Here is a 14,004-nt window from a genome sequence, read left to right on the forward strand (position 1 = left end):
AAGACTATTTTGGTTTAAAAAAGTCGCCTAGAAATGAATATTATCCCTAACCAAACCTCATTAATGATAAAGAATCCTATGATGGTTCTTTTTATTCTATTCTTTTTTGCCTCATGTGTAAGTATCCCTAAATACAATGAGCAAATAGCGGGGCTTCATAGCCCAGAAGACCTAAAATCGGATGTGGACAAATCGTACAAAAAGCTTAAAAAGTTGCATCCTAAGCTCTATCAATTTGTATCCAAAGAAAGGCTAGATTTTAAATTTGATAGCTTAAAACAAAGCATCACTGCCCCCATGAGCAGTACAGATTTTTATAAGAAATTAGCTCCAGTAGTATTCGAAATTCGTCAAGGGCACATTGGTATCAGTCCGCCTTCAAAACGATATACCAAAAATGAGCGAAAAGAATTGCGCAAAAATGAATTTGAATTCTACAATTTAGATTTTGAACAAGTGGAGGATGCTTTTTTAGTGAAAGATAATTTCGGTATCGACAGTACCATTATAGGTGCTGAAGTTTTAAAAATACGTGAAGAACCTATTGAAGACTTGGTGCGTGAGTATAAAAAATATGTCTCTTCAGATGGCTACAATACTACTTTTGAGGATCGTTTTGTGGCCCTGCGCTTTTCAGGTTTATATTATAAAGACAAAGGATATTTAGACAGTCTCCCCATTACCTTAAGCAAGAACGACAGCATATTCATAAAAACATTGAGGCGAATTCCTAAAGATTCGATCAAGAATATTTTAAAAATCAGGGATTCACTCGCTGCCAAAGACTCCACGACAATAGATAAAAAAGAAGTAAAACTTAGCAAACAGGAAAAAAAAGCAAGAAAGCAAAAATTAAAGCAGAACTATAAAAATGATTTGAAATACGGCTATATTAGGCGTAAGAGTCTGCCAAAAGAAACTAAATTTTACACACGTAATTTTGATTTTATCGGTGAAGATAGCAGCATCGCCTATATGAAAATTAGTAATTTTAAAAATGGCAATTATAAGGCGTTTTATAAGGAGGTTTTTACTAAAATTGATTCTGCTGATACCAAGAATTTAATTATCGATTTAAGAGATAATACCGGTGGTCGATTGGCTGAAATAGCTAAGTTATATACTTATTTGACAGATGATGTACATCAATTTGTTGAAAAGGGACAAACATTAACACGCTTTCCTTTTCTAAAATCGAGGTTCTCAAGTGAAAACACTTTTTTAGGAAAAACCTTGGGGGTGTTAATGACACCCATAGCAGCACCTATTGAATTACTCAAGGGAAGTAAAAAAAATGGAATACGATATTATAGATTTCCTAGTTCTAAAAGGAATCTTGACCCTGACCCCTTAAATTATAAAGGAAAACTTTATGTTTTAATTAATGGAAATTCTTTTTCGGCGTCTTCTATTTTATCGACAAAATTACAAGCTACAAAACGCGCAATATTTGTGGGTGAAGAAACGGGAGGGCATTACAATGGCACTGTTGCAGGCATGTCTAAATTTGTAGCATTGCCAAATTCTAAAGTAAGTTTATCTTTTGGAATGTTGCAAATTCAAGCGCCACACCAAACTGAAATAAATGGGTATGGTATTATTCCGGATATAGAAATAATTCCCACTAAAAAGGAGCGAATCGACAATATTGACCCTGAATTAAATTGGATTTTGCAGGACATAAAGAAGTAAGGACGTATTACTAGGGAATCATTAGAGTAAGACTTGCAGTAGCCTCTAAGTTTTCACCTTTAAGTCGATGAAAATCGTACACATCACTTGGCAACTCTTAAAACATTGTTATAATGTTTAACTTTTCGTAATATTTGTTAAACATTTTGTATTTTCGTAATGAAATTATGAATTTCTTATTTACAAAATAGAAGCTATGTTTGGATTATTTAAAAAAAAATCAGAGAAAGAAGTACTGCAAAAACAATATAAGGACTTATTGAATGAAGCCTATAAACTGTCTACCGTAAATCGCAAGGCAAGCGATGATAAAACCTATGAAGCAGAGCAAGTCATGAAAAAAATTGATGCCCTCAACGAAGATTAAAAAATAGCGAATGAATTTTTTGGAAAATTTAAAATTTACGACATCAAAAGGTAAAGATACAATAGCACCTAAAGAATCTATCTATACCATTAGCATAAACGATATACACGGTACACCGCTAGTATTAGAAAAATTTAAAGGAAAGTACATTTTATTTGTAAACGTGGCATCAGAATGTGGTTTTACAAGCCAGTATTCTGACCTTCAAAAGTTGTATAAAGCTTACCAAGAGAAGTTAGTTATAATTGGTGCTCCATGCAATCAGTTTGGAGGGCAAGAGCCTGGAGATGAAAACCAAATCACATCGTTTTGCGAGCTTAATTTTGGGGTCAGTTTTCCCTTAACCGAAAAGTTGGCTGTAAAAGGCCCAAGTCAACATCCTTTATACCAATGGCTTACCGATAAAAATAAAAATGGAAAAAAGAGTAGTACGGTAAAGTGGAACTTTCAGAAATATCTTGTGGATGATACAGGGCATCTAGTGGATGTATTTTATTCGATTACAAAACCATTAAGTACTAAAATAACCAAATACTTCAAATAAGAAATTTATTTAAAATAATGGCTTCAGTTAAAAAACCAGACTATGTAGTTTTTGATGCAGATAAAGAAAAATATGATGCAGCCTTAAAACCCTATGCCACAAGTGTAGGAGCTCCGGTGATTACTACGCAAGATACCGTTTCTTGGAAAAATCGAAATATTCACCAAGTAAATAAACAAATTGGTGCAAAGTACCAGGAGCTAAAAGCGGAGTTCGATGGCTTAATGGAGCAGTTTGAGTACAATAACTTGGTGTACAGTGCTTCATTTAATTTTGAGCCTATTGTTGGTTTTACCTATTATTTATACAGAAATGCTGCGGAAGAAGCCTTCTTATCCGTAATTGCGCCTGATGAATGTAACTTTGATTATATAGGTACTTTTAAATTAAATGCGGATAAAATTTGGCAAAAAATTAAACATACAGACGAAAAATAAGCATGGATAATAATTTTACAGAACGACAAGCGGATAGAATTATAGAAATGGCTTGGGAAGATAGAACCCCTTTTGAAGCCATCGAATTTCAATTTGGATTGCCCGAAAAGGAAGTTATTAAGTTTATGCGTGCTAACTTAAAAGAATCAAGTTTTAAACGCTGGCGTAAAAGAGTAAACAGTGGTGTAAGTCAAAAACATCTAAAAAAGCGTAATCCGGAAATAAGCAGGTTTAAATGTTCAAGACAAAAAGCGATTTCAGGAAATAAAATTAGCAAGCGTTAATGGCAAAGCACATTCCAAACTTTCCTACAGACTATGACGCAATTTTACAGCGAATAGCTAATGTAAGCCCCAAGGAGTACGCAAAATCTCGAAACTATATTGATGGAGCTGTTAGCTATTTATCACCTTATATTTCAAGAGGAGTTGTTTCGACAAAGCAGGTTTTTCAATTGGTGTTAGCAAAGGGCTATGCTCCAAACTCTATTGAAAAATTTATTCAAGAGTTGGCCTGGAGAGATTATTGGCAGCAAGTTTGGAGGGTAAAAAGCAACGAAATAAACACCGATTTAAAACATGAGCAACAATCGGTTATCAATCACGAAATGCCTTCAGCTATTCTTGAAGCGACTACCGAAATTGAAGCTATAGACGAAGCTATTGCCGCATTTTATGAAACTGGATACCTGCATAACCATGTACGCATGTACTTGGCCTCCATCAGTTGTAATGTGGCCCAGAGTCATTGGAAACATCCTGCACAATGGATGTATTACCATTTATTAGATGGCGATTGGGCAAGCAATGCGCTTAGTTGGCAATGGGTGGTTGGGGCAAACAGCAATAAAAAGTACTATGCAAATCAGGAAAATATAAATAGGTATTGCCATACCCATCAAAACAATACCTTTTTAGATGTGGATTATGAGGCACTTCCTGAAATGGCGATTCCTACTGTTTTAAAAGCAACCGTACAGGCCAAATTAGTGACTCCATTACCTCTTAAAACCCCTATACAAGTAGATCAAACGAAACCTAGTTGTATTTATAACTACTATAATTTAGACCCCATTTGGCGAAAAGAAGAAGCTGTGAATCGCATTCTTTTGTTAGAACCATCAGTTTTTGAACAGTATCCAATAGGACAAAAAGCGGTCGATTTTATGTTGGCCTTGGCTAAAAACATACCTAATATTCAAGTATACGTTGGTGAGTTCACTGAATTATTGAAAGAATACCAACTTTCGAAATTATATTACAAGGAACACCCTTTAAATACAAAGTATACAGGAACAGAAGACACTAGAGATTGGATGTTTGGTGTGAAAGGGTATTATCCTTCATTTTTTGCTTTTTGGAAGAAATGTAAAAAGGAATTACGATTTTAAAAGAAAGCTTATGCATTACACAAAGCAAGAAATAGAACAATTAGATCGTGTGCAACGCATCAAGTTTATCAATGCGGTTTCAGGAGTAAAAGCAGCTAATTTAATTGGAACAATTTCTGAAAAGGGAATCACAAATGTTGCTATTTTCAATTCGGTGATGCATTTGGGTAGCGATCCTGCATTAATGGGTTTTATTTTACGTCCGGTGGGTGATGTGCCGCGCCATACCTACGAAAATATGCTAAAAAATGGTAGCTACACGATTAATCATGTCAACACTTCCATCATAAAAAAAGCACATTATACCTCTGCTAAATTTGATGATGGCGAATCGGAGTTTCGGCATTGTGCACTTACGGAAGAGTTTGTGGATGGGATAGTAGCTCCCTTCGTAAAAGAAAGTCACTTAAAAATAGGTTTAAAATATATCGAATCGATTCCCATAGAACGTAATGGCACCATCTTGGTTATCGGTGAAATAGAACATTTAATAATCCCTCAAAATGCCATTAGAGAGGCCGACGATATTGATTTATCGGAAATCAATTCTGTGGGAATCTCGGGTTTAAATACCTATTATGACCTAAAGAAGCTGGAGCGATTCCCTTATGTGAGAAGAAATGAAGTTCCAGATTTCAAGTAAAAAAAATGAAAAAACAATACCTACCAGAAAAAATATGCGTGGTTTGCGACCGACCCTTTTCATGGCGAAAAAAATGGGAGAAAAACTGGGATGAGGTAAAGTACTGTAGCGATAAATGTAGAATGCATAAAAAGACCCATGTCAAAAACTAAGCATAAAAAAGTTCATCTTATATTTCCCCATCAACTGTTTAAAGAAAATCCACTTTTTAAACACCAATATCCTATTTATTTAGTGGAAGAGTTTCTTTTTTTTAAGCAATATCCCTTTCACAAACAAAAAATAGCGTTCCATAGAGCTACTATGAAATTCTACGAAGCTTATTTAAAAGAGAATGGCTTTGAGGTGCATTATATAGCGGCACAAGATAAAATTGCAGATATTCGTGAATTAATACCCTATTTAAAAAATGATGGAGTTCAAGAAATAAATTATATCAATCCGGTTGATAATTGGTTAGAAAAACGCCTAGCCACTAGCGCCTCATCCCTAGGTATAAAACAAAATAGTTTTGAATCGCCTTTGTTCTTAAGTTCAAATGATGCTTTAAAAGATTTTTTTAAGCCTGATAAAAAAAAGTTTCACCAAACTACTTTTTACACCAATGAACGTAAAAAGCGTAATATTCTAATCGTTGGAGATGAGCAGCCAGAAGGCGGTAAATGGACTTACGATACCGAAAACCGAAAAAAATATCCAACTAAAAAGCAAGCCCCTAATATTCAATTTCCCGATACGGACGATTTTTATAAAGAAGCTAAAACCTACGTGGAAACTAATTTTTCTAAGAATTACGGAGAACTTTCAGACAGCTTTCGCTACCCAAATACCTTTGCAAAAACTGAAAAATGGTTTGCTGATTTTTTAAGCCAACGATTTTTAGAGTTCGGAACCTTTGAAGATGCCATTGTGAAGCACAATTCAATTTTGCATCACAGTGTAGTAAGCCCAATGTTAAATATAGGCTTAATTACACCAGAAGAAATAATTGATAAGGCAGTATTATTTGCAACAGAAAATGATATTCCCATAAATTCTACCGAAGGCTTCGTACGGCAAATTGTAGGATGGAGAGAGTTTATACGTGGAATTTATGTAAGTAAAGGAAGTTATGAACGCACCAAGAATTTCTGGGGTTTTAAACGCAAAATACCAAAGTCATTTTACGAGGGAACAACAGGTATTGAACCCTTAGACGATACTATTAAAAGTGTTCTTAAAACCGGCTATTGCCATCATATAGAACGCTTAATGATAGTAGGTAACTTTATGCTGTTGTGTGAATTTGATCCCGATGAAGTGTACCAATGGTTTATGGAGCTCTTTATCGATGCCTATGATTGGGTTATGGTACCTAATGTATATGGTATGAGTCAATTTTCAGATGGGGGTCTAATGGCAACCAAACCCTATATTAGCGGAAGTAATTATCTAATGAAAATGAGTAATTATCAAAAAGGAGCGTGGCAAGAAACTTGGGATGGACTTTTTTGGCGTTTTATGCACGTGCATCGAGAATTTTTCCTTTCAAATCCGCGATTAAGCATGTTGGTTAGGATGTATGACAAAATGCCTGAGGATAAGAAGAATAGTCACCAACAAAATGCAAATTTGTTTTTAAATCAGCTGTGATTTTACCTTTTGGTGATTACGATAACCTATAAAATTAGGAATATTAAAACCTATTTGGTTAAAATAGTGTTATAATGTTTAAACATTGCTTAAAATAAATAAACATTTTGTATTATTGTTAATAAAATTTAATGCTTAGTTGTCATTTTATTTGGTAAACAATGCTAGCTAAAATATGTTTGCTAACTGCTATAGTATAAAAGCGCTAGAATAGTTAGGTTATCGTATTTTTAAATTATTTGTTTTGATTTAAATCATTCTAAATAATAGGGAAAACGGTACCAAATAGAGCCTAAAACATAGCATTAAATCAATAATAATAAATTAACTATAAACGATTTAGATTTATGGATGCAATGGATAGAGCCTTAGAGTTCGAAAGCCGTAAAATGTCCGGTATGACCACAAGTGATAGAGTAGAATCATCTAGAGAGGTAAAGGCATTAATATTAGAGCTTAATGAAATATATAAGAAAGATAAAAACGAAGAGATTATGGATGTCATGAAAAGACTTACCGTGATAAAACGTAAAATTGAAAAACGTTTGTTGGGAAGACCAACAGCTTAAGCTATAATTTTTTACTCAGAAGCAAAGCGCAAAAAAAATTAATTTTTTTTGCGCTTTTTTATACTTTTTAAGCAGAAGACTTGGAGTAGGTCTTAGGGTAGTTCTGTTTCGTTTTTAGTGATATGTATAATGGCATCTCCTTGATTTACGATAGGCGATTGGTTTACACAAATCACATGACCAGAGAAGTTTGATTTTTGTATTTTATCAAAATTTCCGAAGGGATCCGACACACTTCCTAAGCTATCACCGACCTTTACATATTGCCCAAGTTGAACCGTAGGATGGAAAAGTCCAGAAAATTTGGCTCTTATCCATGTGGAATCTTCTACAAGAAACAAGGTGTCGGGTTTAGGAATTAATGAAGAGAGCTCTTTTTGAAAACTCCTAATCCCTAATTCTTGCATGACCCTTAGTGCACCGGATATACCGGTTCTGGTGATGACAGGATTAATATTTAACGATTTACCTCCCTCAAATAGCAATACTTTTTTGTCTAGCTTATAAAGGGTCTCTCTAAAAGATTTTTCTCTTTTAGCACTCTTAATAATAAAGCTAGTCCCAAAGGTTTTAGCTAATTGAAGACTTTCATGATCGTTTTTTCCAATTCGTATTTGAGGGCTATTAAAGCGGCTATCGCCTCCCGTATGAAAATCGATACAATAGCTTATGTGAGGTACAATCTCTTTCACAATATGATAGGCAAATCTGCTGGCTAATGATCCTGTACGCGTACCCGGAAAAACACGATTTAAGTCTCTTCCATCGGGGAATTCTCTAGTTTGACTTAAAAATCCGAAAACATTTACAACAGGAATACATATAACCATTCCTGCATTTGGAATATGGTATTTTTTAGCAATTATTTTCCGAACAATCTCAACACCATTTACCTCGTTGCCATGAATGCCTCCCGTAAATAAAATTGAAGGCCCTTTTAGTTTGGCTCTAGATATAATAATAGGAACTTCAATGCTGGTACCGGTATGTAATTTCGCAATATTTAAAGAAAGCTGATAGGTTTTACCAGGTAAAATAGTTTCTCCTAGTATTTTAACTTTATTACTCGGCATTTCGTTCAAGATATTTTATGATTTGTCCTGCAATATCTTTTCCAGTCGCATGCTCTATACCTTCTAAGCCTGGTGATGAGTTTACCTCTAAAATTAAAGGACCTCTAGCAGATTGCAGCATATCAACACCAGCAATACCTAATCCTAGAGATTTTGCGGCACGTATGGCAGCGTTTTCTTCCTCATCCGACAGTTCTATAATATTGGCAGATCCACCACGGTGTAAATTAGATCTAAATTCACCCTCCTTGGCTTGTCGTTTCATGGCACCAACAACCACACCATCTACAACAAAAGCTCTGATATCTGCCCCTTTTGCTTCTTTAATAAATTCTTGTACGATCACCCTGGCCTGTAATCCGTTAAATGCTTCTAAAATAGATTCAGCAGAATTTCTATTATCTGCCAACATAACGCCTAAACCTTGAGTTCCTTCTAATAATTTAATCACTAATGGGGCGCCACCCACTTTATCAATAATACCACTCACTTCTTTCGAATAGTTACTAAAAACTGTTTTGGGTAGGCCCAAACCTGCTCGAGACAGTATTTGTAAACTTCTTAGTTTATCTCGAGACCGTACCAAAGCCTGAGATTCTGTCGCCGAAAAAACTTTCATCATTTCAAATTGGCGAACTACAGCGGTTCCGTAAAAGGTAAATGAAGCTCCAATCCTTGGGATAATAGCATTAATATCAGTTATTTCTTCCCCTTTATAAATAATGCCAGGTTTCTTTTTTTCGATAACTAAATCGCATTTCGTATGGTTAATCACAACAACCTCATGGCCTTTTTTCTCACCAGCTTCTACAAGCCTTTTGGTAGAATACAAGTTTTGATTGGCAGATAATATAGCAATTTTCATGTTTTTCATGTTTTTCTAAGAAATAAGTAAAGGATATTTGGTGGTTAAAACGCGTGCACTAATCATAAATACTAAACTAAAGAATAATGCCAAGGTTCAAATTGATTTTTGGGTATAAAAATTTAAAGTACTAAAAAACTCTCATTTACCTGTGTCAAAGATACTTTTTTAAATCTAAGTTTTTTATTTGATTAGGATAAGGTAGTATTTTGTTGGGCTGATTGACCTTTAAAGGATCATCAACATTCACAAGTTCCTTATAAGTAAAAGTGGGACCATTGGCTAATTTAGAAACCATGGTAGTGCTAGATTCACAATCGCACTCAATAGCGGCTAGTGTAATAGCTACTTCACCAACTTGGATAGCATCATTACAATAGATTATTTAAATTTAAGTCGAGAAATTGACGACAAAGGTCTTCCTATTTATTTGTGAAAATCGTCAACATGCTAATGATTGTAAATTTCAAAGGGTTACTAGGAAAAACGGACCACCAATAATATTTTCAAAGATTATTTGGAAAAATAATTCCTAAATTCGTTTATCTTCAAAGATGTTGCCAAAGCCCATTGAAATGGAAATATTAAAATGGAATGTATTTTACCTGAAAACCACCTAAATTTGGAAAAGAAAGGTTTTGAAGAAAAAGGAGACAGAATAACTACTAACGAGAAATACTATGCAAAGTAAATTCTTATATATATCAATAATTCTTATTACAGTTCTAAGTCATTCAGTAATTTTGGCGCAGGACAGTTCTACTCCGAAATTAGTGGTTGGTGTTGTTATAGACCAAATGAGAGCAGATTATCTTTATAAGTATCAAAAAAGATACGGGGAAGATGGTTTTAAAAGATTATTACGGGATGGTTTCAATTTTAAGAATGCGAATGTCAACTATATTCCTTCTGAAACCGCACCAGGCCATGCATCTATTTATACAGGAACAACACCTTCCTATCATGGTATTATCGGGAATTCTTGGTTTGACAGAGAGAGCAATGCAGTTGTAGGTACTATTTCGGATGAGCAAGAAAAGATAGTAGGTTCTATCTTGGAAAATCCGTATGGAGCATCGCCCAAAAAGTTATTGGCCTCTACGATAACGGATGAGTTGAAAAAAGTAAGCAATTTTAAATCTAAGGTAATCAGCATCTCTATTAAGGATAGAGGAGCCATTTTACCAGGAGGAAAATCTGCTGATGGCGTGTATTGGCATGATTGGGAATCTAGCCCAGGTTATTTTGTGAGCAGTAGTTATTATACAGAAGAGGTTCCCAAATGGGTAACCAAATTTAATACCCAGGAAAAATCAGATGCCTATTTAAATGAAACTTGGAATACCCTTTACCCAATTGAAACCTATACCATAAGTGCCCCGGATGACAACCGGCATGAAACAACAATGGGAGGAAAGCCAAGTCCTACCTTTCCTTATGATTTCAAAGCCATGAGGGAAGAATATAGAGCAAGAGGAACTGAGTTTCAATTGTTGTGGATTTCCCCTAAAGGAAACACCTTATTGACAGAATTCGCCATTAAAGCTTTACAGGAAGAAAGGTTAGGAATGGATGAGTATACGGATTTTCTAAGTATTAGTTATTCTTTGCCAGATGTTATTGGGCATACTTTTGGTCCACAATCTGTAGAAATGGAAGATATTTATCTTAGATTAGATAGGGATCTAGCGATACTTTTTAAAGCCTTAGACGCCCAGATGGGAAAAAACAACTACACTTTATTCCTAACTGCTGACCATGGAGCCATACAAAACGTATCCTTTTTAAAAGAGCACAATCAGGATGCCGCCATCGCTAATACTATAGGCGATGGAAGAAGCTTAGAGGCTTTTCTGGATTCGAAATATGGAAATGCTTCTTGGATAACAACTGTTAACGGAAATGACATCTATTTAAATAAATCAACCATTGACGAACAAAAGTTATCCTTGCCAATGGTACAAAAGGAGGCCGCAAATTTTTTGATGACCCTCCCAGGGGTATCGTTGGCGCTTACCGCAGATGATCTTCAAACACAAGTATACGAGGAAGGAATTCGAAAAACCATGCAAAACGGATATCACGTTAAAAGGTCAGGGGATGTTTTAATATCTTATACTTCTGGAACCATAATACATCCTAATCCAAAAATTAGCGTTGAGAATGTGATGGGAACAGTACATGGATCTGGTTATTCGTATGATACGCATATACCCTTAATTTGGATGGGAAAAGGTATTAGTTATGGAGCATCAGTTAGAGAGGTTAATATTATAGATATCGCGCCTAGTCTCTCCATGCTTCTTAATATTCCTTTGCCCAGTTCCTCACAGGGCAAGCCATTGATGGAACTTTTTGAAAAGTAATAGAAAATAATTTATTTAAGCCTTCCTTTATCCAAGATTTCTGATTTAAATTTAGCCGAGTCCGCTATAATATGAAAAAAACTTTGGATATATTTTTTACATTTCTCAAATTCATCTGGGTTTTCAAAATAGACCTTATGATCTTCTAGTATGGCCAACATATTTTGCTGATTTTGCAAGAATTCATCTCGGATGGTCAACATAGTAGCATCAGATCTCTTAAAACCTCTATATAAGCGTTCTGTAACCGACGCTAATGGTAATACCATACCATTGATTTGAGACACTACAGCATAGCTGACATCGCACAATCCTGACATGTCAAAATCATAAGGGATGGGGATAGAATAGCCGTTTAGGAATAAGAGTTTTTGATTGTGCTGATAACCTGTAGAGAAATCAGTATTGCCAATCATATATTGAAAAAAGGCATTGCGAACAGAGTTTAAGGAGTCTTGTTGCAGCGGATGAACATTTCTTTTCATGGTCTTACCACCAAAACGGTCTTCTAGCTCATCCATATCCTCTATCAAAAAGGCCTTTATTCTATGTTCTTCTGTTTTTTTCGATTTCTCTTCGGTCAGTGTCAGGTCCAAAAGCCTCGTTTTAAAGTGAAAAGGAGAAACCACCTCAAACAACTTATAGGCCAATAATTCTTTTATGACATTGTCATTAGCATTTCTTTCTTTTAAACAGGGGAGCACTAATTTCAATTCTTTATTTCCCTTGAACAAGGTTTTTTTGGCATCGTCCTTTTTGATTCTAATTTTAACAGGTGTAAAATAGCATTTCTTTTGCCTAAAATTACCTCTAGCTCTTATCCTTAGTGGCAAAGTACCAAGTGTATCAGCATCGGTGTAAGTGAAGTCTAAATGTATATATGTGCTATCGTTCGTCAGTTTTTTAAGGTCACGATTACTATATGCCATTTGTAGGGGTAGTATGGTTGACGTTCTGAAAAGTTTTGAAACCTTACCCAATTTTTTATTCGTATCTTCAACCTGACCATTACAGTATAGGGATATCAAAAAACAGATTGTAAGGAGTCTAAAATTTGTTTGTATATTTCCCATATTGAATTAAACTTACACGTAAAGTAATAAAAATAAGGTGATTAAACTCTATTTGTCTTCCTTAAATCACAGAACGTTATTAGTTACGGTAATCTCTTTTGCCTCCGTGTTTCTGTCTTATCGCTTTAAGATTTTTTTTAATGTAGACCTAACCTTACTTAGTATTGCCATTATTTTTCCTTTGGTTTTTACCATAAGAGGTTCTTTTAGAAGAAGAGAAAAAGCATTGGAACATTTAAGCCAATACCGCAGTGCCATGAAAACATTACACTATTTTATTACGACTAGTATGTTGTTGGAAAACGAAGTGGCTAGTTTAAAACTATTGTTGGAAAATATTGAAAATAAAACCTTATTACATCTAAAAAGCAATGAAGGTAGCATCACAAATTTGGATAAAGAAGTTGATAAAATTTATGAATTTATTCACTCCAGAAGGAAAACTATACCTAAAAGTTTAAAGGAAAAATTGTTCAAATATATGTGTGATCTTCACGAGGCGATTGACAATTTGAATGGGATTCTTGTGCATAGAACCCCCCTGAGTCTAAAGGCTTATTGTAAAGTTTTTATATATATATTTCCCCTTATTTACGCACCTACCATCATTTTTAATATTGGGCCGACCTATAATCCATTAGCAGTTTATTTTGTTGTGCTTATCACTGAATTTATACTTATTTCACTTTATAATATCCAGGATCATTTAGAATATCCTTTTGATGAGAAAGGGTTGGATGATATTCAATTAGATCATTTTAAGGTATTGCGATAACCCAAAAATAATCTAATAATTCACAAAGAAGTGGGCGATTTTAAGCTAAGCAACCTAAAAACGAACTTACAGGTCTGCATGCAACTAGCTACTCCCTTTATTTTTTATTCGCTTTTGCACTTATTTGTACTCCAGGCGCAAATTGCCTTGTAGTGAGTCCCGTCCAAACATTTTGGTAAGAAAATAAAGGTGCTTATAGGAGTGTTATTTTTGTTTTGCCCGCTCTAGCTCAAATAAATTTGGCTCAGCACTTAAAACAAAAAGACCAAAGCTTTCACTTTGGTCTTTTCTTCATCTGTACTCGAGGCGGGACTTGAACCCGCACGGACTAATGTCCATTGGATTTTAAGTCCAACGTGTCTACCAATTCCACCACTCGAGCGTGGATTGAAGTTGAGCGAAAAAAGGGATTCGAACCCTCGACCCTCACCTTGGCAAGGTGATGCTCTACCCCTGAGCTACTTTCGCGAGTATTGTTTAATGAGCGTAGCATTCAATATAAATGCGGTTGCAAATTTAGTATAATTCTATAAAAACCAAAGAAAAATTATAGAAAAGAATTAAAAAATATTTCACGG

The 14,004-nt window shown here is 34.9% G+C and carries 15 protein-coding genes and 2 tRNA genes; 12 read left to right on the plus strand and 5 right to left on the minus strand.

What is annotated here, in order from left to right:
• Positions 1-33: 33 nt before the first annotated feature.
• The 10 genes from GQ45_RS14225 (at position 34) to GQ45_RS14265 (ending at position 7,274) form a co-directional block, all read left to right on the plus strand.
• Positions 34-1,692 (plus strand): S41 family peptidase, encoded by a 1,659-nt coding sequence (locus GQ45_RS14225; protein ID WP_231555207.1) that lies wholly within the window; start codon positions 34-36, stop codon positions 1,690-1,692.
• Positions 1,693-1,888: 196 nt separating this feature from the next.
• Positions 1,889-2,059, plus strand: a complete 171-nt coding sequence (locus GQ45_RS18070; RefSeq protein WP_047419015.1) for a Lacal_2735 family protein — start codon at positions 1,889-1,891, stop codon at positions 2,057-2,059.
• A gap of 10 nt (positions 2,060-2,069) precedes the next feature.
• Positions 2,070-2,603, plus strand: a complete 534-nt coding sequence (locus tag GQ45_RS14235; protein WP_047419017.1) for a glutathione peroxidase — start codon at positions 2,070-2,072, stop codon at positions 2,601-2,603.
• Between the two features lie 17 nt (positions 2,604-2,620).
• Positions 2,621-3,040 (plus strand): DUF2452 domain-containing protein, encoded by a 420-nt coding sequence (locus tag GQ45_RS14240; RefSeq protein WP_047419018.1) that lies wholly within the window; start codon positions 2,621-2,623, stop codon positions 3,038-3,040.
• A gap of 2 nt (positions 3,041-3,042) precedes the next feature.
• Positions 3,043-3,324, plus strand: coding sequence for a TIGR03643 family protein (locus tag GQ45_RS14245; RefSeq protein ID WP_047419020.1), 282 nt, complete (start codon positions 3,043-3,045; stop codon positions 3,322-3,324).
• On the plus strand, positions 3,324-4,430 hold the full coding sequence (locus GQ45_RS14250; protein ID WP_047419021.1) for an FAD-binding domain-containing protein: 1,107 nt from the start codon (positions 3,324-3,326) through the stop codon (positions 4,428-4,430). Before GQ45_RS14245 ends, GQ45_RS14250 begins: the two co-directional genes overlap by 1 nt.
• A gap of 10 nt (positions 4,431-4,440) precedes the next feature.
• Positions 4,441-5,073: a flavin reductase family protein gene (locus GQ45_RS14255; protein ID WP_047420444.1), complete on the plus strand. Its 633-nt coding sequence runs from the start codon at positions 4,441-4,443 to the stop codon at positions 5,071-5,073.
• A gap of 5 nt (positions 5,074-5,078) precedes the next feature.
• On the plus strand, positions 5,079-5,225 hold the full coding sequence (locus GQ45_RS17895; RefSeq protein ID WP_081980929.1) for a DUF2256 domain-containing protein: 147 nt from the start codon (positions 5,079-5,081) through the stop codon (positions 5,223-5,225).
• Positions 5,212-6,705 (plus strand): cryptochrome/photolyase family protein, encoded by a 1,494-nt coding sequence (locus tag GQ45_RS14260; RefSeq protein ID WP_047419023.1) that lies wholly within the window; start codon positions 5,212-5,214, stop codon positions 6,703-6,705. The genes GQ45_RS17895 and GQ45_RS14260 overlap by 14 nt, the downstream gene beginning before the upstream one ends.
• Positions 6,706-7,052: 347 nt before the next feature.
• The gene (locus tag GQ45_RS14265) at positions 7,053-7,274 is read left to right on the plus strand and encodes a hypothetical protein (protein ID WP_047419024.1); all 222 of its coding nucleotides are present in this window, start codon (positions 7,053-7,055) and stop codon (positions 7,272-7,274) included.
• 92 nt (positions 7,275-7,366) lie between these two features.
• Here the strand turns inward: GQ45_RS14265 and GQ45_RS14270 are convergent, their stop codons facing one another.
• Positions 7,367-8,347 (minus strand): succinylglutamate desuccinylase/aspartoacylase family protein, encoded by a 981-nt coding sequence (locus tag GQ45_RS14270; RefSeq protein ID WP_047419026.1) that lies wholly within the window; start codon positions 8,345-8,347, stop codon positions 7,367-7,369.
• Positions 8,337-9,212 carry a 30S ribosomal protein S6--L-glutamate ligase gene (rimK, locus tag GQ45_RS14275; protein WP_047420446.1) on the minus strand — a complete coding sequence of 292 codons (876 nt, stop codon included), beginning with the start codon at positions 9,210-9,212 and terminating at the stop codon, positions 8,337-8,339. Before rimK ends, GQ45_RS14270 begins: the two co-directional genes overlap by 11 nt.
• Before the next feature lie 680 nt (positions 9,213-9,892).
• Between rimK and pafA the strand changes: the two genes are divergently transcribed.
• Positions 9,893-11,578, plus strand: coding sequence for an alkaline phosphatase PafA (gene pafA / locus GQ45_RS14280; RefSeq protein ID WP_052188237.1), 1,686 nt, complete (start codon positions 9,893-9,895; stop codon positions 11,576-11,578).
• Positions 11,579-11,589: 11 nt separating this feature from the next.
• Here pafA and GQ45_RS14285 read toward each other — a convergent pair whose 3' ends face one another.
• Positions 11,590-12,606 carry a hypothetical protein gene (locus GQ45_RS14285; protein WP_231555208.1) on the minus strand — a complete coding sequence of 339 codons (1,017 nt, stop codon included), beginning with the start codon at positions 12,604-12,606 and terminating at the stop codon, positions 11,590-11,592.
• An 82-nt stretch (positions 12,607-12,688) separates the two neighbouring features.
• Here GQ45_RS14285 and GQ45_RS14290 point away from each other — a divergent pair, with 82 nt between their 5' ends.
• On the plus strand, positions 12,689-13,426 hold the full coding sequence (locus GQ45_RS14290; RefSeq protein ID WP_231555209.1) for a hypothetical protein: 738 nt from the start codon (positions 12,689-12,691) through the stop codon (positions 13,424-13,426).
• A 298-nt stretch (positions 13,427-13,724) separates the two neighbouring features.
• Here the strand turns inward: GQ45_RS14290 and GQ45_RS14295 are convergent.
• Together GQ45_RS14295 and GQ45_RS14300 are read right to left on the minus strand one after the other, a co-directional pair.
• Positions 13,725-13,808: transfer RNA gene (locus GQ45_RS14295), tRNA-Leu, on the minus strand.
• Positions 13,809-13,822: 14 nt separating this feature from the next.
• Positions 13,823-13,894: transfer RNA gene (locus GQ45_RS14300), tRNA-Gly, on the minus strand.
• Between the last annotated feature and the right edge of the window lie 110 nt (positions 13,895-14,004).

Source organism: Cellulophaga sp. Hel_I_12, assembly GCF_000799565.1.
Lineage (GTDB): Bacteria > Bacteroidota > Bacteroidia > Flavobacteriales > Flavobacteriaceae > Cellulophaga.